The sequence below is a fragment of the Bittarella massiliensis (ex Durand et al. 2017) genome (genome assembly GCF_009876955.1).
Taxonomy (GTDB): Bacteria; Bacillota; Clostridia; order Oscillospirales; family Ruminococcaceae; genus Bittarella; species Bittarella massiliensis.
Map to the genome: position 1 here is coordinate 26811 of NZ_WWVY01000013.1, position 19278 is coordinate 46088.

At 65.7% G+C, this 19278-nt stretch carries 14 protein-coding genes and 1 tRNA gene; 9 read left to right on the forward strand and 6 right to left on the reverse strand.

The window, feature by feature from the left end; genetic code table 11:
* Positions 1–713: 713 nt before the first annotated feature.
* The 4 genes from GT748_RS15605 (at position 714) to GT748_RS12745 (ending at position 4364) form a co-directional block, all read left to right on the forward strand.
* On the forward strand, positions 714–1367 hold the full coding sequence (locus GT748_RS15605; RefSeq protein WP_021661064.1) for a hypothetical protein: 654 nt from the start codon (positions 714–716) through the stop codon (positions 1365–1367).
* Entirely contained in the window at positions 1351–2967 is a 1617-nt protein-coding gene (locus GT748_RS12735; protein ID WP_368034139.1) for an ATP-binding cassette domain-containing protein, read from the forward strand. The genes GT748_RS15605 and GT748_RS12735 overlap by 17 nt, the downstream gene beginning before the upstream one ends.
* Positions 2968–2981: 14 nt before the next feature.
* Positions 2982–3848, forward strand: a complete 867-nt coding sequence (locus GT748_RS12740) for a MerR family transcriptional regulator (protein ID WP_242861689.1) — start codon at positions 2982–2984, stop codon at positions 3846–3848.
* Between the two features lie 174 nt (positions 3849–4022).
* Entirely contained in the window at positions 4023–4364 is a 342-nt protein-coding gene (locus GT748_RS12745) for a DsrE family protein (RefSeq protein ID WP_021661061.1), read from the forward strand.
* Between the two features lie 80 nt (positions 4365–4444).
* On the opposite strand, the gene GT748_RS12750 is transcribed toward GT748_RS12745, so the two are convergent.
* The 3 genes from GT748_RS12750 to GT748_RS12760 form a co-directional block, all read right to left on the reverse strand.
* Positions 4445–6565, reverse strand: a complete 2121-nt coding sequence (locus GT748_RS12750) for a diguanylate cyclase domain-containing protein (RefSeq protein ID WP_205301333.1) — start codon at positions 6563–6565, stop codon at positions 4445–4447.
* 38 nt (positions 6566–6603) lie between these two features.
* Complete coding sequence (locus GT748_RS12755) at positions 6604–6960, reverse strand: Hpt domain-containing protein (RefSeq protein ID WP_021661059.1); 357 nt, start codon at positions 6958–6960, stop codon at positions 6604–6606.
* Between the two features lie 80 nt (positions 6961–7040).
* A complete protein-coding gene (locus GT748_RS12760; RefSeq protein WP_052537717.1) occupies positions 7041–11681 on the reverse strand; it encodes a PAS domain S-box protein in 4641 nt (1546 codons plus the stop codon).
* A gap of 301 nt (positions 11682–11982) precedes the next feature.
* On the opposite strand from GT748_RS12760, the gene GT748_RS12765 reads away from it, so the two are divergent.
* The 3 genes from GT748_RS12765 (at position 11983) to cysK (ending at position 14109) form a co-directional block, all read left to right on the forward strand.
* On the forward strand, positions 11983–12540 hold the full coding sequence (locus tag GT748_RS12765; protein WP_021661056.1) for a DUF6933 domain-containing protein: 558 nt from the start codon (positions 11983–11985) through the stop codon (positions 12538–12540).
* Positions 12524–12946 carry an RrF2 family transcriptional regulator gene (locus GT748_RS12770; RefSeq protein WP_044993281.1) on the forward strand — a complete coding sequence of 141 codons (423 nt, stop codon included), beginning with the start codon at positions 12524–12526 and terminating at the stop codon, positions 12944–12946. The genes GT748_RS12765 and GT748_RS12770 overlap by 17 nt, the downstream gene beginning before the upstream one ends.
* A gap of 215 nt (positions 12947–13161) precedes the next feature.
* On the forward strand, positions 13162–14109 hold the full coding sequence (cysK, locus tag GT748_RS12775; RefSeq protein WP_044993279.1) for a cysteine synthase A: 948 nt from the start codon (positions 13162–13164) through the stop codon (positions 14107–14109).
* Positions 14110–14212: 103 nt separating this feature from the next.
* Here the strand turns inward: cysK and GT748_RS12780 are convergent, their stop codons facing one another.
* Together GT748_RS12780 and GT748_RS12785 are read right to left on the reverse strand one after the other, a co-directional pair.
* Positions 14213–16141: a sensor domain-containing diguanylate cyclase gene (locus GT748_RS12780; RefSeq protein ID WP_021661053.1), complete on the reverse strand. Its 1929-nt coding sequence runs from the start codon at positions 16139–16141 to the stop codon at positions 14213–14215.
* A gap of 299 nt (positions 16142–16440) precedes the next feature.
* Positions 16441–16517 (reverse strand) — tRNA-Arg (locus tag GT748_RS12785).
* A 173-nt stretch (positions 16518–16690) separates the two neighbouring features.
* Here GT748_RS12785 and GT748_RS12790 point away from each other — a divergent pair.
* Both GT748_RS12790 and GT748_RS12795 read left to right on the forward strand, forming a co-directional pair.
* Positions 16691–17695: a nucleoside hydrolase gene (locus GT748_RS12790; protein WP_021661051.1), complete on the forward strand. Its 1005-nt coding sequence runs from the start codon at positions 16691–16693 to the stop codon at positions 17693–17695.
* A 19-nt stretch (positions 17696–17714) separates the two neighbouring features.
* Positions 17715–18077: a VOC family protein gene (locus tag GT748_RS12795; RefSeq protein ID WP_207637610.1), complete on the forward strand. Its 363-nt coding sequence runs from the start codon at positions 17715–17717 to the stop codon at positions 18075–18077.
* Between the two features lie 55 nt (positions 18078–18132).
* On the opposite strand, the gene GT748_RS12800 is transcribed toward GT748_RS12795, so the two are convergent.
* Positions 18133–18864, reverse strand: coding sequence for an MBL fold metallo-hydrolase (locus GT748_RS12800; RefSeq protein ID WP_021661049.1), 732 nt, complete (start codon positions 18862–18864; stop codon positions 18133–18135).
* Between the last annotated feature and the right edge of the window lie 414 nt (positions 18865–19278).

Consider the following 19278-nt stretch of genomic DNA (forward strand, 5'->3'; position numbering starts at 1 on the left):
GACGCTCACAGCCATGGGGCAGCGGGCGAGAAGTTGTCCCCCGGGGCTGTGGCCCCCTGTTCAGCCGGAGCGACTGCACAGTTTGGCCCATCCCCTGTGGCAAAAGCGGCGTCCGTGTTCTGGGGTGGAGGCGGCGTGCTCTGTCGGCCCGAGGGTGTCTGCCGGCTGTCTGCAACGGCCCTTGAGGGCCGAGCACTTCCCGCAAAGGGCGCCGGCCGGTTGCCTGCTTCTGGGAAGGAATGGTCACCCCCTTCTTCCAGGGCTTCGCAAAAGAGAGGGACTGCCGCCGAGAGAGGGGGTATCGTGTGGCAGGGCGCGTCCGCCCCCACCGCTGCCGGGGGAAAAAGGCCCCTTTTGCCGGCAAATGGTGCATGGCCGGTCGGCGGCCCTGCCGGAGGGGAGGGGGTGGCCGCAGCGCCCCTTTTTTGCCTGTTTAAAGCGGCCATCCCGGAGCATTCGGGCGGAGATGGGCGCTGCCGCTCACCGGCTGTTCCCCCCTTCTCGGAGGGGAGAAAGGGGGTCCTTCCGGGCGGGGGCTTTTCGCAGGGCGCCGCAGGGGCGTGTGTGGGGGAAGCCCGCCCTCTGCCCCCCGGGGGCAGCGCCTCAAAAGGGGGGACGGTTGCCCTTGCCCTCGGGGTAAAAAATTGGTATCCTGAAGGGCGATACAGGGCCCGCTGCTGGCGGGCCGGTACGGAGAAAGGCGGAGAGGGACAATGGAGCGGGAGTACATTCACCTGGAAAATCTGCGGGAGCATAACCTGAAGGGGGTCTGTCTGGACATCCCCAAACGGGCAATCACCGTTTTTACCGGGGTGTCGGGGTCGGGCAAGTCCTCTCTGGTGTTTGACACCCTGGGGGCCGAGGCCCAGCGCCAGTTGGGGGAGACCTACTCGGCCTATGTGCAGAACCGGCTGCCCAAATTCCCCCGGCCCAAGGCCGGGGTCATCTCCCACCTCTCCCCGGCGATCGTGGTGGGGCAGAGCCGCTTGGGGGGCAGTTCCCGTTCCACCGTGGGCACCGCCACCGACCTGCAGCCCCTGCTGCGCCTCCTCTTCTCCCGGGTGGGCCGCCCTCGCGCCGGGAGTGCGGGCTCCTTCTCTTTCAACGACCCCGAGGGGGCCTGTCCCGACTGCAACGGCCTGGGGGTCAAGACCGCCCTGCGGGAGGAGTTGCTGCTGGACTTCGACCGCTCCCTCAACGAGGGGGCCATCCTCTTTCCCGTCTTCCCGGCCGGTTCCTGGTACTGGAAGACCTATGTTCTCTCGGGCCTCTTCGACTGCGACAAGCCCCTGCGCGACTACACCCCCGAGGAGCTGCAGACCCTCCTCCACGGCAAGCCGGGGGCCCAAGGTGGAACTGCCCTCTAAGTCGGGCCCCTTTGTCTTTGACTACGAGGGACTGGTGGAGAAGATCACCCGCCTCTTCATCCTCCGCAAGCAGGAGAACCTCTCCCAGCGGGTGAAGGAACAGATCGCCCCCTTCCTCCGCAGCGGCCCCTGCCCCACCTGCCACGGCGACCGCTACTGCCAGCGGGTGCTCGCCTGCAAGATCGACGGGCGCAACCTGGCCGACTGGTGCCGGATGGAGGTGGACGAGCTCCTCCCCCTGGTGCGCTCCCTCACCGGCGAGGTGGAGGCCCCCATCGCCGCCGCCATTGCCGAGAAGCTGCAGCAGCTGCAGGACGTGGGGCTGGGCTACCTCAACCTGGGGCGGGAGACCGCCACCCTCTCGGGCGGGGAGAGCCAGCGGGTGAAGATGGTGCGTCACCTGGGCAGCACCCTCTCCGACCTGCTCTACATCTTCGACGAGCCCAGCATCGGCCTTCACCCCCGGGACCTGCCCTTTCTCGGCCGCCTCTTTGCCGGGCTGCGCGACCGGGGGAACACCGTGCTGGTGGTGGAGCACAGCCGCGAGGTGATGGCCATGGCCGACTGGGCGGTAGACATCGGCCCCGGCGCGGGGGAACAGGGGGGCGAGGTGGTCTACCAGGGCCCCCCCAATGGCCTGGCGGGCTGCGAGAGCGCCACCGGCCGCGCCCTGCGCCGACCCCTGCGGCTGGCACAGCCCCGCCCGCTGGGGGAGTGGCTGCCCCTGGAGGCGGGACAGGAAAACAACCTGACCGGCTTTTCCACCGCCTTCCCCAAGGGGGCGGTCACCGCCCTCTGCGGCCCGGCGGGCTCGGGAAAGAGCACCCTGGCGCGGGCCTTCTGCCGCCAGTACCCCGAGGCGGTGCTCATCGACCAGGGGGGGATCGGCGCCTCCCCCCGCTCCACCCCCGCCACCTATACCAAGCTCTTCGACGAGATCCGCACCCTCTTCGCTGCCGCAAATGGGGTGCCCGCCGCCCGCTTCTCCTTCAACTCCAAAGGGGCCTGCCCCGACTGCAAGGGCGCGGGTTACGTCTACACCGACCTGGCCTTTTTGGAGCCGGTGCGCACCACCTGCAAGACCTGCCAGGGCCGCCGCTTTGGGGAGGAGGTGCTCGCCTACACCCTGCGGGGCAAGAACATCGCCCAGGTGCTGGAACTCTCGGTGGAGGAGGCGCTGGACTTCTTCACCGAGCCCAAGGTGGTCCGCTCCCTGCGGCTGCTGCAGGAGGTGGGGTTGGGCTACCTCTCCCTGGGGCAGCCGGTGAGCACCCTCTCGGGGGGCGAGTGCCAGCGCCTCAAGCTGGCCGCCCAACTGCGCAAAAAAAGCCCTCTCTACCTCTTTGACGAGCCCACCGCCGGGCTGCACATCTCCGAGGTGGAGCGGCTGCTGGCCATCTTCCGCCGGCTGACCGGGCAGGGGAGCACAGTGCTGGTCATCGAGCACGACCTGCAGGTGGTCGCCCAGGCCGACTGGGTGCTGGAACTGGGCCCCGGCAGCGGCAGGCGGGGGGGCGAACTGGTTTTTGCCGGCACCCCCGCCCAGTTGGCCGAAGAGAAGACCGCCACCGGTCTCTGCCTGGGGCAGGCCCTCCTGTAAAAAAGGGGTTGACCTTGCCACAGTGGCAAGGTGTATGCTGGTTTCACGGTTCGAACCAGTACGACGATCGACAGGAGGATGCCATGTACACCATCGGCGAATTTTCCAGGCTGACCCGGGTCTCGGCCCGCATGCTGCGCCACTACGACCAGTTGGGGCTGCTCCGCCCCGCCCGGGTGGGGGCGGACAACGGCTACCGCTACTACGAGGCGGCCCAACTGCGGGACCTGCTGGCCATCAGGAAGCTGCAGGGTTTCGGCTTTTCCCTGGCGCAGATCCCCGACCTGCTGCAGCTGTCCCCGCAGGAGCTGGCTGGCCGGGTGCGGGCGCGGTATGCCCAGGCCCTTGCCGAGTTGCGGGAGCTGCAGCACTCCCTTCGCCTGATGGAGGCGTGCATCCGCAACGCGGAGGGAACCAATATGAGCCAATCGGACAGCAAGGTCATTGTAATGGAGACGCCGGCCCAGCGGGTGCTGAGCCTGCGCCGCAAAATTTCCATCGGCGAGGTGCACCAGCTCTTTGCCGACCTCCACCGCCAGGCGGCAGAAAAGGGGCTGCGCCGCTGCGGCGTCACCCAGCTGCTCTTCCACGGGGAGGAGTTTTGCTGCGACGAGATGGACGCCGAGGCCCAGGTGGAGGTCTCGGGCGAGGCCGAAGGGGTGTCGCTGCGACCGGCCATGCGCTGTGTGGCGGCGACCTACACCGGCCCCTACGAGGGGATCCACACCGCCTATGACGCGGTCTGCAGCTACCTGGCCGCCCACCCCGAGTGGCGGGTCTGCGGCCCCTCGGTCGAGCGCTACATCCGCGACGAGGGGATGGTCTCCGACCCGGCGGAGCTGGTGAGCGCCGTCCTCTTCCCGGTGGAGCGGGCGGAGTAGCGCAGCGGGTGAAAATAGGGAATGGGCGGCTCGGCGGTCTGCGCCGGGCCGCCCGTTTTTGTCTTCCGCAAAAAAACCCCAAAAACCAGTGTGGGCTGTGGCCGCGCCAGGGCTGTGGGGGTATACTGAAAAAAGACCGCCCGGTGGGGCGGCGAGAGGGAAAGGGGTATCACAATGAAGGTATTGTACCACGTAGACCAGGTGGAAGCCTGGCAGTTGGCGGCGGGGAACGCCCTGAATATGGAGGAGTACTGCCGGCGGGAGGAGGTCCCCTGCCAGATGGAGATCGTGGCCAACGGCCCGGCGGTGAAGGGGTTGGTGGAACCGGCGGCGCCCTATCTCTCCGCCCTGGCGGAGCTGGCCCAGGGGGGAACGGTGGTGGCCGCCTGCCAAAACGCCCTGCGGGCCAACCAGATCGACCCCCAGCGGCTGCCCGGCTTTGTGCGGGTGGTCCCCGCCGGGGTGGTGGAGATCGCCCAAAGGCAGGAGGAGGGCTTCTCCTACATCAAGCCCTGACAGGGGGGTTCGGGCAAAAAGCGCCCCCACAGCGGTTCAAAGAGCTGTGGGGGCGCTTTTCTTTTTGTCTGAAAGGGGGGTCAGTCCTCGGTGGGGAAGAGGAGGGAGGGGCGGTACTGCTCCCCCTCCATCTCGCCGTCGTAGAGGGCAAACTGGTTTTTGCCCCGGCTCTTGGCGGTGTAGAGGGCGCGGTCGGCCCGCTGCAGCAGGGCTTTATAGCTCTGCCCGTCGGCGGGATAGCGCACGCAGCCCACGCTGGCCGAGAGGCCCAGCCCCTGCTCGCCCAACTCCTCGCGGAAGAAGTGGCAGACCTCGCCGGCCTTTTTGGCCAGCAGAGCCTCTTTGCCCATCCCCTCCAAAAAGACGGCGAATTCGTCGCCGCCGATGCGGGCGACCATGTCGGTGGCCCGCATCTTTTGGGGCAGCTTTTCGGCGATCTCCCGCAGCAGTTGATCCCCCGCCAGGTGGCCCTTGGTGTCGTTGACCGCCTTGAAGTTGTCCAGGTCCACAAAGAGGAGGGAGAAGGGGCTGCCCGCCGGGTCGCGGATGGCCTCGGACACCCGGGTCTCCAGGGCCTGGCGGTTGTAGAGGCCGGTCAGGTAGTCGTGCATGGCCCGCTGCCGCCAGCGCGCCGACTCCCGCTTGAGCTCGTCGATGCTCGAGAGCTTGCCCATGTACCCGGTGCAGACCTGGCCGCTCTCCCCCTCCCAGAGGGAGCGCATGTAGAGTTCAAACCAGACCCTCCGCCCGCCCCGCACGGTCAGCTGCACCTCGGTGCGGTAGAGGGCGCTTTCCGGGGTGAGGGCCTTCAGCTCCCCCTCGATGCGCTGCAGGTCCTCGGGGGCGATCTGCCCGGCGCGGTGGATGTGGTCGCTGGCGTGGAGGGTGCGCAGGTTGTCGCCAAACACCTCCTGGTACTTCTCGGTGAACTCCACCGAGTCGCTCTGCCGGTCGTAGTCAAAGAGGATCTCCCCCGACATCTCCGAGAGCCAGTGGTACTTCTGCCGCTCCCTCTCCAGCAGGGCCAGGGTGCGGTCGCTGAGCCGCTGCTCCTCGGGCGGGTGGTAGCCGGCGGCCCGGCCGAGGCCGACGGGCGGCGAGTAGGGGGCCGCCCCGGTTTCGTCCTGCAGGTAGAGGGCCTGGTGCAGTTCGTCTGCACAGCGCAGAAAGAGACCCAGAAGCAGGGGGTTAAAAGCGCCGCACTCCCCGCTGCGGATCATCTCCACCGCCACCGGGTGGGGATAGGGCTTTTTGTAGACCCGCTCGCTGACCAGGGCGTCGTAGACGTCGGCCAGGGAGACCACCTGGGACCAGAGGGGGATGTCGCCGCCGGACAGCCCGTCGGGGTAGCCCAGGCCGTCCCACCGCTCGTGGTGATGGCGGCAGATGTCGTAGCAGTAGCGAAAGAGCTCCTGCTCCTGAAAGAAGGGGATGCTCTCGAGGATCTCACAGCCGTAGACGGTGTGATTTTTCATCTCCTCAAACTCCTCGGCGGTGAGGCGGCCGGGCTTGTTGAGGATGTAGTCGGGGATCAGGATCTTGCCGATGTCGTGCATGGCGGCGGCGCTGGCCACCATCTCGATCTCCTCGGGGCTGAGGCGGTAGGCCGGGTACTCGGCGGCCAGCAGCTGCAGGAGCATCCGGGTGGCCTGGCGGATGCGGCGCACGTGCTGGCCCGACTCGCCGCTGCGAAACTCTATGACCGAGCTGAGCATGTCGATGATGGAGGCGTTGGCGGTGCGCAGTTTTTCCGACTGGGCCTTGATGGTCTGCACCTGCTCCTCCACCAGCTGGGCCAACTGGTTGCGCCCGCGAAAGAGCTCCACCGCATTGCCCACCCGCTTGCGCACAATGGAGGGGTCGGTGATGGGCTTGCTGATGACGTCCATCACCCCATTTTCGTATCCCTGCAGGGCGATGTCGGCCGAGGTCTCGGCGGTGATGAGGAAGACGGGGATGCTCTCCAACAGCCCCTGGCGGGAAAGTTCCTCCAGCACCCCGAAGCCGTCGAGTTCGGGCATCACTAGATCCAGCAGCAGGGCGGCCAGCCGGTCTTGCTGGCGGGCGACGACCTCTAGGGCCCGGCGGCCATTCTCCGCCTCTTCGATCCGGTATTCCCGGTAGAAGATCTCCCGCAGGATGGCGCGGTTGAGCTCGGAGTCATCGACGATCAACAGGGTGTCGCGGCAGGATGTCTGCACGGGCGATCCCCCCTCTTCAGGCAAATTTGGAGGCAGTTTTAGCGGTCGCAGCGGGCGATGGCCGCCAGGACTTCGCGGTGGCGGGCGCGCACCTCGTCCAGCAGGGGGGAGAGGGCCGCCCCCTCCGCCCCCTGGCGCAGGGCGGTGACCAGTTCGGCGGCGGCCTGCGCCAGTTCGGCAAACCCCAGGTTGGCGGCGACCCCTTTCAGGGTGTGGGCAAAGCGCTCGGCTGCCGGCCAGTCCCCCGCGGCCGCCGCCTCTTCGAGAAGGGACATATTTTCGTCCTGGGGGAATTTGAGGGCGAATTTCCGGTAGAGGGCGAGATTGCCCATGAACCGGCGCAGGGTCTGTTCCTCGTCCGCCACCACGGGGCGCAGGGCCTCCATCAACTCCATTTGAGCCACTTCCTTTTGCCGCCGGCGTCTGGGCGGCGGCAGTTTGTCATCATTATACACCTGATTGTGGTAGGTTTCATCTATTTCTTTTGCTCTCCCTGCCCGGGGTGGGGCCGTAGGGCGCGAAAGAGGGCGCCAAAGAGGACGGGCGGGTCCACCGGTTTGGTCAGGTAGTCGCTCATCCCCGCCAATCTGGCCCGCTCCACCTCTTCTCGAAAGGCGTTGGCGGTCATGGCGATGATGGGGACGGTGGCCGCGTCCGGCCGGGGCAGGGCGCGAATGCGCTCGGTGGCCTCCAACCCGTCCATCACCGGCATGCGGATGTCCATCAGCACCGCCCGGTAAAAGCCGGGCGCGCTCTGGGAAAAGCGGTCCACCGCCTCGGCCCCGTCGGCGGCGGTATCCACCTTCAGCCCCCGGCTGTGCAGCAGGGCCAGGGCGATCTCCCGGTTGATCTCGTTGTCCTCCACCAGGAGGAGGCGCTCCCCGGCGAAGGCCGGCTCCTCCTCGCGGAGGGGGCAGGCATCTTTTCTGCGGGGGGTTGCCGGCGCCAGGGGCAGGGTGACGGTGAAGGTGGTGCCCTGTCCCAGTTCGCTCTCCACCGAGATCTGGCCGTCCATCAGGTGGGTCAGGTTGCGGGCGATGGTCAGCCCCAGACCGCTGCTCTCCAGGTTGCGCCCGCCGCCCGAGGTCTCCTGTTCAAAGGGCTCGTACATCCGCTTGAGAAAGGCCTTGGACATCCCCTGTCCGCTGTCGGACACCCGAAAGCAAACCGCCGCTTTGCCGCCGGGCCCCTCGACCGGGGCGGCCTCCAGGGAGATGTCGCCCCCCTCGGGGGTGTACTTGAGGGCGTTGGAGAGCAGGTTCATCAAAATTTGGTTGAGTCGCAGGGCGTCCCCCAGGTAGGCCGGGGCCAGTCCCGCAGCCGAGATGGAGAAGTGCTGCCCCCGCTCCCGGGCCTGGGGGGCGCAGACGGCCTCGATCCCCTGCAGGAAGGGGGCGGTGTCGAAGGGCTCTCTCGCAATGTGCATCTTTCCGCTCTCGATTTGAGACATGTCCAGCACGTCGTTGATGAGGGTGAGGAGGAATTTGGCCGAGACGTCGATCTTTTCCAGGCAGCCGGCCACCTTTTCATCCTCCCCCAGGCTCTCCTTGGCGATGCGGGTCATCCCGATGATGGCGTTCATCGGGGTGCGGATGTCGTGGCTCATCCGCGAGAGGAACTCGGTCTTTGCTTGGTTGGCCCGCTCGGCCAGCTCCAGCGCGTCCATCAGGGCGGTGCGGCGGCGCTCCTCCTGCCGCTTGGCCTCGTCCATGTCTTTGAGGTAGAACATCACCCGGCAGCTTCCGGGCTCCCGGCTGAGCTCCTGGGCCTGCATCGAGTACCAGCGGTAGTCCTCGTTCAGCGAGGGGCGGCGCAGGGCCTCCAGATAGACCTCCTTCCGGCCGCGGGCAAAGGCCCGCTTGAGGGCATCAGGGGCAAAGGACTGCCGATAGGCCTCCCGGTCGTTGGGGTGCACCAGGTGTTCCACCGTCCAGTGAAAATTCTCCTCCAGGCGGTGGGGCAGGGGCGACTGGGTCAGGCTGCCGTTTTGCCGGCTCCACAAAAAGACCTGGTCGGTCTCCAGATCCCCCTCTAAGACGGCGTCGTAAAAGGCGCTCACCGCCGAGGAGAAGCGCAGGTCGGCCTCTCGCTGCTGCTCCTGCGCGGTCTTGAGCTGGTGTACGTCCCGGTAGACCAGCAGCACCTTTTGGTCGTCGTCGATGCGGTTTTCCAGGCGGATCATGGTCATCTCCACCCAGCGGTACCCGCCGTCGCGCCCCTTGCGCCGCAGGGTGCGCATCACCCGTTGGGCCCCCTCCGCCAGTTGGCGGCGGATGCTTGCCAAAGAGAAGGCGGCCAGGAAGAGGGGCTGGTCGTCGGGGTGGATCACCTGCCGGCAATAGAGCGAGTTGGACGCCTCAAAGGCCCCCTCGGGGGGGATGGGCCCCCAGCTGGGGTTTGACTTGCGGAGCAGATAGCGGTCCTGGGTGACGTTGAGGGTGACGCACTCCTCAAAGAGGGCGGTGACCCCGGTGGTGAACTCCTCCCTGGCCTGCTCCATCTGCTTGCGCGCGTCGATGGTGGAGGTGAGCAGCAGGGTCATCACCTCGCCGCCGGCCTGGCGCGACAGCTGCACCGCCGTTATGGCCACCCAGTGGTAGTTCCCGTCGGTCCCCTTGCGGCGGAATTCGCCCCCGACGGAGGTCTGCCCGGCGGCAAAGGCCGCCAGCAGGCTATCGGGCCCCAGGGCGCGGGCAAAGGCGGCCTGCTCGGACGGGTGGATGTTGGCCAGCACCTGCTGGTAGGCCGTCTCCGCCCCGCGGGCGATCGGGGGGTAGGTGCCCCGGCTCTTGGCGTAGACCATCTGTCGGCGGGAGATGTTGGTGCAGAGCACCTCGTCGTAGATCTGGTTGAGGGCCACCTCCAGGCTCCCGTCGGCGATCCGCCCCCGGGTCTCGGCCGCCCGCACCTCCTCCACGTCCTGCAGGGCCATCAGCAGGGTGCCTTTTTGCCCCCTGAAATGGGAGAAAGAGAGCTCCTTCCAGCGCAGGGAACCGTCTCTTTCCAGGGCCTGCAGGTAGAGGGTGTGCGCCCCCTGTCCCGCGAGCCCTGTTAAAATCGCCTCCGGCTGCAGCGCCGCCGCCATCCGCTCCCGGTCCCAGGGGCAGACCGAGTGGGCGACAAAGGCGCGGGCAGCCGTCGGAAAGCGGTCCCTGTTCAGGGGGAAGAGGCCGCTGTCGTCCCGGTAGACGCAGTGGCACTGCCAGCCGGGCAGGTCGATGACCGCCAGCAACTGGTAGTCCCGGCTGCCCACAAAGTTGCAGACCTCCTGCAACAGGGTGCGCCGGGCCTCCTCCTCTTTCAGGCGGCCGATGTCCTGCAGGGTGCCCACCACCTGCATCACCCGGCCGCCCTGGCGCACGGCGTCCCCCTGGTACAAAAACCAGGAGAAGGCGTCTTCGCCGGGCCGGCGCACCCGAACCTCGGCCCGCCCCAGCCGGCCGGCCATCATCGCCCGCACCTTCTCAAAGTCGTCGGGGTGGACGATCCCCGACTCCTCCAGGGTCTCCAGGTAGCGGGGCAGCGCCTGTCGGGCCCCCTCCGGTCCCCCCTCGCGGGAGGTGAAGAGGTCGCTCTCCAAATCGTAGACAAAGAGGACGTCCGCCGAGCTCTCCACCGCCAGCTGATACCGGGCCTGTTCCCGCTCCCTCTCCTGCTGGGCTTCCCGGCGCAGGGTCACATCCAGCAAAACCGCCAGGTAGATGGGGGCTCCGTCCTCGCCGCCCACCCGGCGCCCCTCCAGGTGCACCCAGAAGGGCTGCCCGTCCTCCCTCGCCATCCGGCACTCGGCGCGCAGGGGAAGGCCCTGCCGGTGCTGTGTCTCCAGGGTTTGGCGCAGGGCCTCCCGCTCTTCGGGCAGGGTTAGTGCAAGGAGCCCCCGCCCCGCCGCGCCGGCTGGCAGCCCCAACAGGGTGTGAAAGGCGCGGTTGGTCTCCAGCAGGAGCAGCTCCCCCGCCAGCGCGAACTTGGCGATCCCGCCGGGCAGGCTGTTGTAGGTGGCCTCCCGGTCTCGCTCCAACTGGCGGCGCTCGGTCACATCCACCGCGGTGCCGAAATAGATGGGGCGGCCCTCCTTGCCCCCCACACAGGAGGCCTGGCCGTGGTACCACCGGGTCTTGCCCCCCCGGCTCACCGGGATCTCCACGTCCACCGTGGCCCGCTGGGCGGCGGCCCGGCAGACCTGTGCGGTGAGTTCGCCCCGCAGGGGCTCGGGCAGTTGGGAGAACATCCCCTCCCGGCACTCCCGCTCCCCGACGCCGAAGAGTTCGCGGTAGCGGCGGCTGGCCTCCAACAGAAGCACCTGCCCGCCCTCCACCAGAAATTTGGCGGTGAGACCGCCGGCGTTTTCGGTGGCCACCGCGAAGGAGCTCTCCAACTCCTCCTGGGCCTGCTTTTCCGAGTCGATGTTGCGGCAGAGGGTGATCTGCCACCGGTCCTCCCCCTCGGCGCAGGGAAGGGGGAGGACCCGGGTCTCGGTCCAGTGGTAGACCCCGTCGTCCCCCAGCTGCAGGTGCTGCATATAGCGCTCCTGCACCCCCTCAGCAAAGGCCTTGAGCAGGTTTTCCCGGGAAAAGGTGTGGCGGAATTCCTCCCGATAGAGGGGGTGCATGGTGGAGGCCCCCACCTCGATGAGCTGGTCGAAGCAGCCCTCCTCGGCGGCCTGGCGGGTGTCAAAGTGCTCATAGGCTACCATGGCATAGCGGTTTTGGGTCAAGTTCACCGAGATCACCATGGGGTAGACCTTGGCCATGGCCGCCGTCAGCCGCTCCCGCTCGGCCGCCGCCTCCCGCTGGGCCGGAGTGGGGACCGGGGGAGAGGCGCAGATCAGGCAGGCGGGCTCCTCCCCCCAGAGCAGGGGGGAGAAACACACCTCCATCTCCGGCCCAAAGGGGGTGTCGGCGACGAGGGAGCCGGGCTCTGTCCGCTGCCAGCCGGCGGGCCTACAGTCGGCCAGTGCGGGCCAGAGCGCGGCCAATGCCCCGCCCTCCTCGGCGGCGGGAAGGGCCTTTTGAAACCGGTCGTTGAAATAGAGAAGGCGTCCGTCCTCCCGGGCGGCGACGCAGGCGAACAGGCCTGCCAGGTGGTCGAGCAGCGCTGCTGCAGACTGTCGTTCCAAAGAAAGCACCCCTTTGCTCCGCCCCTGTGGGCGGCGGTCTGTCCGGCGCGTGCGCCCCGGCTGGTTGGCGGATGAGTGGCAAGTCTGCTGGGAGAGGGCCGCTCGGCGGCGGCAGATACCCCGAAAAGGGCCTCACAGTCTTCTGCTCCCATTGTACTTCCCCGCCGCATACACTGTCAATTGACCGCCGCGGTTTCCCCGCCCGGCAAAGAGATGGTTGCAGCCCCGCCCCCGCCGGTGCTATACTGGGGCAAAACCGGCCCCCGGCCCGCGGCGGGGGGGAGAAAGGGGAGAAGAGCAGATGCAGTTTGGCCACACCATCCCGCTTCAGCGCCGGCTGGGCATACGGGGCCTCCCACCCCCGGGGGCGCAGGACCCGGCTTTCTGCTGGGACCTGCACCGGGTCCCCTTGGCCGGGCGGGAAGGGCTTCTGGGGGTCAACGCCTCCAGCCGCCTGGCCTTTTTCTGCTGGGGGGTGGGCCCCGAGCAGTGGGGCAATCTTCCCGCCTTTGCCCTGGGGCAGGTGGGGCGCCTCCTGCCGGCCGTCGGCATCCTGCCTGCGGCGGCGGAGCGCTACCTGGCCCTGGCGGGGCCGCCGGTCTGTACCCGCACCCACGGCCGCCGGCCGGTGGCCTTTTTGAATCGGGCGGTGGACGCCCTCTTTGCCACGGGGGCCCAGCCCGATCCCGCCGCTCTGCCCCAACCCCTGCTGGAAGAGGCCCTCAACAGCGGGTGTTGTCGGGCGGCGGGCTTCCCCGGACAGGGGCGTCCCCGCGACTTTTTTCGCGCCGACCTGGCCCGGCTGTTGGGCGGTGCGGCAAGCAGAGGAGAGGAGGAGAGATATGCTGATATCGACTAGAGGGCGGTACGCCCTGCGGGTGATGATCGACCTGGCCGAGCAGGGCGGGGCGGGATACACCCCCCTAAAAGAGATCGCCGCCCGACAGGGGATTTCGGAAAAGTACCTGGAAAATATCGTCAAGCGCCTCGCTGCAAACGGCCTGCTGCGCGGCCAGCGGGGGAAGGGGGGCGGCTATCGGCTGGCCCGCCCCCCGGAGGAGATCTCGGTGGGCAGCATCCTCCGCCTCACCGAGGAGAGCCTGGCCCCGGTGGCCTGCCTGGCCCCCGGCCAGCAGCCCTGCCCCCGCGCCGCCGGCTGCCGGACCCTCCCCCTCTGGCAGGCCCTCGACGAACTGATTGCCGGCTACCTCGACGGGGTCTCGGTGGCTGACCTGGCGGCGGCCGAGGGGGCAAAGACCCCCTAAAATATCCATTGACAAAGGGCGGTTTCAGCAGGTATACTGACACCATCCAATAAACATACCAAGAAAGTAGGTTGATCTTATGGTTCGATTCGCCCGGTTTGCCACAGCCCCCTCTGCCCGCTGCGCAGGGCGCTGTTGTCGCTGCTGTCGATAGCCCCGCCGGGGCAGAGCGAACGCAGGCTGCAAACGACGAACGGACACAGGAGGTCTACAAGATGAAAAAAATATACCGATCCCTTGACCAGTTGGTGGGGCGCACCCCTCTGCTGGAACTCACCCAGATCGAGCGGGAATACAAGTTGGAGGCAAGGCTGGTCGCCAAGCTCGAGGGCTTCAACCCCGCGGGCTCGGTCAAAGACCGCATTGCCAAGGCCATGATCGAGGACGCCGAGGCCCGCGGCCTGCTGGGGCCCGGCTCGGTCATCATCGAGCCCACCTCGGGAAACACCGGCATCGGCCTCGCCTCGGTGGCTGCCGCCAAGGGCTACCGGGTCATCATCGTCATGCCCGAGACCATGTCGGTAGAGCGCCGCCAGCTCATGGCCGCCTACGGGGCCGAGCTGGTCCTCACCGAGGGCGCGGGGGGGATGAAGGCGGCCATCGCCAAGGCCAGGGATCTGGCCGCCCAGATCGAGGGCAGCTTCCTCCCCGGCCAGTTTGAAAACCCCGCCAACCCGGCCGCCCACCGGGCCACCACCGGCCCTGAAATTTGGGAGGACACCAACGGCCAGGTGGACATCTTCGTCGCCGGGGTGGGGACCGGCGGCACCATCACCGGGGTGGGCGGATACTTGAAGGAGAAAAATCCTGCCCTGCAGGTGGTAGCGGTGGAGCCCGCCTCTTCCCCCGTGCTGGCGGGGGGGAGCGCCGCCCCCCACAAGATCCAGGGCATCGGCGCGGGCTTTGTCCCCCCGGTGCTGGACACCGCCGTCTACGACGAGATCATCCCGGTGCAGGACGCCGACGCCTTTGCCGCCGGGCGGGCGGTGGGCCGCCGGGAGGGGCTGCTGGTGGGCATCTCCTCCGGCGCTGCCGTCTGGGCGGCCATCCTCCTGGCCAAGCGGGCGGAGAACCGGGGCAAGATCATCGTCGCACTGCTCCCCGATACCGGCGACCGCTACCTCTCCACCCCCCTCTTTGGCGGGGAGACAGCACCCCAATAAATCGCGCCAACAAAAAAGAGCGCCGCACCCTTTATAAAGGGGTGCGGCGCTCTTTGCCTTTTGACGGCAGGCGTCTTGGTTTCAAAGCGGCGGCCTATGGCGGTCAGTGCGGGGAAGTTTCCCCGCCGTACAGGGCAAAGCCGCCCTTTCCCTGCTGTTTGACGGCGTAGAGGGCCGTGTCGGCATGGCGGTAGAGGCTGCCGAAGTCCCGGCCGTCTGCCGGGGCCAGGGCAATGCCGATGCTGGCCGAGAGGGGGCAGACCCCCTCGTCCAGGGACAGGGGACGGTTGAGCGTTTTTAAGATCTCGCGGGCCTTCTGCTCCGCGGTCGCCCGGTCGGGCAGGGCCAGGAAGACGGCAAACTCATCTCCGCCGATCCGCCCCACCACGTCCTCCTCCCGGAAGGCGCCCTTCAAGCTCTGGGCGAAATGGAGGATCACCCGGTCCCCCACAGCGTGGCCAAAGCGGTCGTTGACCTGCTTGAAATTGTCGATGTCCACGATGAAGAAGGCGCGCAGCTGCTGCCCTCCGCCCTCCAGCAACTGCTGGATCTGCGCCTGGGTGGCGGTCTTGTTGAGCAGGCCCGTCATCGGGTCTCGCTGGATCTGGTCGAGCACCTGTTTTTCCTGCCGCTTCATGGTGTCGATATTTTGCCGGTAGGTGAACATGTGGATGGACTGGTCCTCTTTCCAGAGGACGATCTGGGCGACGATCCGCATCCAGTAGTAGTGCTCCCCGTCGGTGGAGATCATGAAGTCGTACTGCAGGCTCTCCTCCCCCCGGCGATAGGTGTCGATCACGTGTTCAGGGGCGAAGGTGTCGATATATCCCTGGCGGAAATCCTCCCGGATCTGCTTCTCCGCCACGATCTTCAGCGCCTCGTTGTAGGGGGTGCCGGGGGGAACGCCCAGGCTCTCAAAATACCGCTGGGTCTCCAGATTGGCCGCCCGGTTGTGGGTGATGTCCAACTCGTAGATGTTTTCAAACAGCTGCTCGGTGGCCTCCTGAAAGATGGAGCGGCGCGACTGCTCGCTGGAGCGGGTCAGCTCCACGATCCGCCGGTTATAGGTGTGGATGATGTAGCTGATGGCCAGGGTCACCCCCAGCACCACCAGCGCCACGATCAGCGCCCCCTCCGCCAACTTGCGCTGCATCTGCTGGGTCTGGGGCGAGGTGTCGTTTTCCACCAGCAGGTACCAGGAGAGGCTGGGGATGTAGTGGCTGCCCAGATAGACGCGGCCTTCCTCCCCGTCGTGCCAAAAGGCGGTGGCGTTTTCCCGGTCGGCGAGCAGGCTCTCCCGCAAGCCGGCGTAGGGGGGCGATGCGAACAGGTCGGTGCGCTCATATCCGGTGTGGTCGGTGGCGACCTGAATGATGCCGTCCCTGTCCACCAGACAGGCGTGCAGGGAGAAGCGCTCCTCGTATTCCCGCAACAGCGACTGCAGGGTGGAGATGTCAAAGCCCACCCCCACCACCCCCAGGGGGACGCCGTCGTCGCCGGAAATCAAGCAGTTGATAAAGACGGTGATGGTGTTCCCCGCCGCCTGGTCGTTGTCCACATTGAGGGAGTAGGACTCGCCGGCCTGCAGAAAATCGTAATACCAGGCGTCCTCTCCGTTTTCGGGGGAGAGGGTGCGGTCGATCCCGTCAAAGTGATAGTAGCGCCCGGTGCGCGCCGAGACCAGAAAGACCGAGTCGTAGCCGTACTTTTCCCGGTAGCTGTCGAGATAGGCCGTCAGGGTAGCGACGTAGTCCCCGTCGTTCAGGTGCGCCCCCTCCTGGCGCAAAAGGTCTTGCAGCAGGGTGTCGCCCGCCATGGTCAAAGACACCCCCATGGGCTTCATGAAAATCGACTCGATCTGGCGGTAGATGCCCTCGGCGGTCAGGACGGTCACCTTTTCGGTGTCCTCCTCAAATACCCCCAAATTGGAGCGGTAGCTGACAATCGAAGTGGCCAAAAATCCCAAGAGGATGATGGCGCAGACAAAGAGGTTGGTCTTTAACAGCGCGCGGTCCGACTTTTTCCGCTTCACCGATCCCGCCTCCTCTCTGCCTATTTTTCTTCATTATACACCCAAATAGGGGGAGGGGAGAACGGGAAGGGCAAAGAAAAGAAAAATCTTGAAAAATCAGAAGCGAACGCCCGCAAAAGAGATGAAAAAGCGGGATAAAAATCTGCCTTTTTTGCTTCTGTATTTATGAAAGAGTCTATTTTCGGAGTTTGGGGACCACTTGTAGGACATTTTGTAGGACAGATGAGGGCTTTTGGTATCTCGTGCAAAATTTTTAAAAAAGAAAACCGCACCACAAATCATTTGTGGTGCGGTTTTTCTGGTGCGCCCGACAGGAGTCGAACCTGCGGCCTTTGGAGTCGGAGTCCAACGCTCTATCCAGCTGAGCTACGGACGCACATCAATGCGACGTGAATTATTATAACACAAAGTTTTCGCTTTGCAAAGCCCATACAAAACTTTTTTTCAAATGTTTAGCAGATTGCTTTCTTGTGGCCCCCGCCCAAAGGGGGTATACTGGTAGTAGCACACCAGAACACGCCCGCCGGGCGCACAAGGGGGAATCACCAAATGAACGAACACCGCAAAAAAGTTATCCTCGATGTCGATACGGGCACCGACGACGCCCTGGCCATCCTCATGGCCCTCACCGACCCGGGATTAGAGGTCATCGGCATCACCGTCACCCAGGGCAGCCAACCCCTGGAAAACTGCGTCGACAACACCCTGCGGGTGGTCGATCTGCTAGGGGCCGACGTGCCGGTCTACGCCGGCTGCTCAGCGCCCATGGTCCGCTCCCTCTCCAAGGGGCGGATGGCCCAAAACCCCGAAAACGTCGTCTCCGCCGAGGTGGACGGCAAACCGGTCATCCTCCACCCGCCCCACCTGGACCTGCCCGCCCCCCACTCCAAGCCGCAGCAGATGCACGCCTGCTCCTACCTGGTCGAGACCCTCCGCCGCAGCGAGGAGAAGGTGACCATCATCCCCGTGGGCCCGCCCACCAACGTGGGGATGGCCTTTCGCATGGCCCCCGACCTAAAGGACCACGTCGAAGAGGTGGTCTTTATGGGCGGCGCGGTGGACCGGGGCAACATCACCCCCGTGGGCGAGGCCAACTTTGTCCACGACCCCGAGGCGGCCAAAATCGTCCTCGACAGCGGCGTCAACTGCCGGGTGATCACCCTCAACGCCACCCACAGCGCCGAGATGACCCGGGCCGACGCCGACAAGATCCTCGCCCTGGGCACCCCTGCCGCCAAGTTTGTCGGCGAGCTGATGAAGGGCCGCATCCTGGTGGGGGAGACCCTGGGCTGGACGGAAAAGGGCGAAAAGGCCGGCGACGCCCTCCACGACGCCCTGGCTGTGGCCGCCGTCATCGACCCCGCCGTCATCACCGACCTGCGCCGGCAGAAGTGCGACATGGACATTGCCGGCGGCGCCGCCGACGGCCAGTTGGTGGTGGAACACCGCAACGAAAACGACGAGTCGGTCAACACCTGGGTCGCCTACCGGGCCGACAAGCCCAAGTTCTTCGAGATGCTCTACCGGCATGTCGAGGCGGCGGGCCGCCTGTAAATGGGGAAGGAGGATTTTTGTGAAATCTCGTTTTTTGCACACCAACTTGAACGTCACCGATTTGGAGCGCAGCATCGCCTTCTATGAAAAGGCCCTCGGCCTACGCGAGGAAAAGCGCAAAGAGGCCGCCGACGGCAGCTTCACCCTGGCCTTTCTCGGCGACGGCGAAACCGATTACCAGTTGGAGCTCACCTGTCTCAAAGGCCACCCCCAGCCCTATGAGCTGGGGGAGAACGAAAGTCACATCGCCTTTCGGGTCGCCGACCGGGCCGCCGCCCACGCCCTCCACCAGGAGATGGGCTGCATCTGCTTTGAAAATGAGGCTATGGGTCTCTACTTCATCGAAGACCCCGACGGCTACTGGCTCGAAATCCTCGATTAGGCTCATCCCCAAAAGAGGGGGCGGGAATCATCCCCGCCTCCTCTTTTTTATGCATTTACAGCTCCAGCGAAAAGGACTGCCCCCGCCGCTCGATGCGGACCACCCGATCCCGGTACGCCGCCGCCCGGGGGTCGCGCTCCAGCCAGTCAAACACCCGGCCGTCGTCCCCAAAGTGCATGGGCAGCACCCGCCCTACCTCGACATGACGCAGGAAGTAGTCCATCCCGAGGAGATAGGCCGGCTGTTCCAGCCGCGGGTCCAGGGGCAAAAAGGCCAGGTCGATGTGCTCCCCTGCCAAACTGTCGATTTCCTTCTTATATAAAAGGGCCATTTCGCGGTTGTCCTCTTCCGGCTCCCCCTCCCAGTGCCACCAGTTCAGGTCGCCCCCGTGGTAGAGGGTCGACCCCTCGGTCTTGATGAGAAAGGCCACCCCCAAGTCGGTGGAGCGCAGCGCCCGCAGGGTGAAGTCGCCAAAATCCCGCTCCTCTCCCGGGGCGATGGCCGCGGCGATCCCCGGCCGGTGAGGGATGTCGCTTGAAAGGATGTAGCGCACCCCGGGGATGGCCCCTCGCCAGCCAAAGATCACCCGGTTAAAGTGGTCAAAGTGCCCGTGGGAGACCAGCACCACCGTCTCTTTCCCCAGTGCCGCGATCTCCCGCGGATTGATGACCCCGTGACGCAGCCCCCCCGAGGGCGGGTCGTCCAGGTAATAGTCAAAGATAAACAGGTGTTTTTCGGTCTCCAGGGCAAAGCCGCTGTTGTAGAGATAGTGCACCGTCGCCTGCATGGCTCTCGGCCTCCTTTGGCGGCAGAAGCCTGCCGTCCATTCTTTTTATGATAGGATCCCCATTTGCCTATTAGCATACCACCCCATAAGAGCCAAGGCAATGAAAATACAAACTGTATTCCAGCGAGGGACAAGCCGGGCGTTCCACCAGGTAAAAAATACCTAAAGTATAGGAAAAGAGGAGTTCATCAAAAAAGTGATTTTTCTTTTCAAAAAAAGCGAAATAATCTATTGACAGCACGAGATGGTCATGGTATTATACAAAAGCTGTCCGCGAGGGAAGCGCACGGGAGTGCGGTTTCCGAGGAGTGGGCCCCGGGATTCGAGCTGAGAGGCAAGAAAAAAGGGGTTGACAAAAAGAAGGCAGCGAGATATAATAAAAGGCACGGCGAGATGCCGAACGGACCTTGAAAA

Excerpts from the sequence above, each read along its gene's own strand:
- GT748_RS15605 (WP_021661064.1), top strand. The coding sequence starts at position 714 with ATGGAGCGGGAGTACATTCACCTGGAAAATCTGCGGGAGCATAACCTG.
- GT748_RS12745 (WP_021661061.1), top strand. The coding sequence starts at position 4,023 with ATGAAGGTATTGTACCACGTAGACCAGGTGGAAGCCTGGCAGTTGGCG.
- GT748_RS12755 (WP_021661059.1), bottom strand. The coding sequence starts at position 6,960 with ATGGAGTTGATGGAGGCCCTGCGCCCCGTGGTGGCGGACGAGGAACAG.
- GT748_RS12765 (WP_021661056.1), top strand. The coding sequence starts at position 11,983 with ATGCAGTTTGGCCACACCATCCCGCTTCAGCGCCGGCTGGGCATACGG.
- GT748_RS12770 (WP_044993281.1), top strand. The coding sequence starts at position 12,524 with ATGCTGATATCGACTAGAGGGCGGTACGCCCTGCGGGTGATGATCGAC.
- cysK (WP_044993279.1), top strand. The coding sequence starts at position 13,162 with ATGAAAAAAATATACCGATCCCTTGACCAGTTGGTGGGGCGCACCCCT.
- GT748_RS12790 (WP_021661051.1), top strand. The coding sequence starts at position 16,691 with ATGAACGAACACCGCAAAAAAGTTATCCTCGATGTCGATACGGGCACC.
- GT748_RS12800 (WP_021661049.1), bottom strand. The coding sequence starts at position 18,864 with ATGCAGGCGACGGTGCACTATCTCTACAACAGCGGCTTTGCCCTGGAG.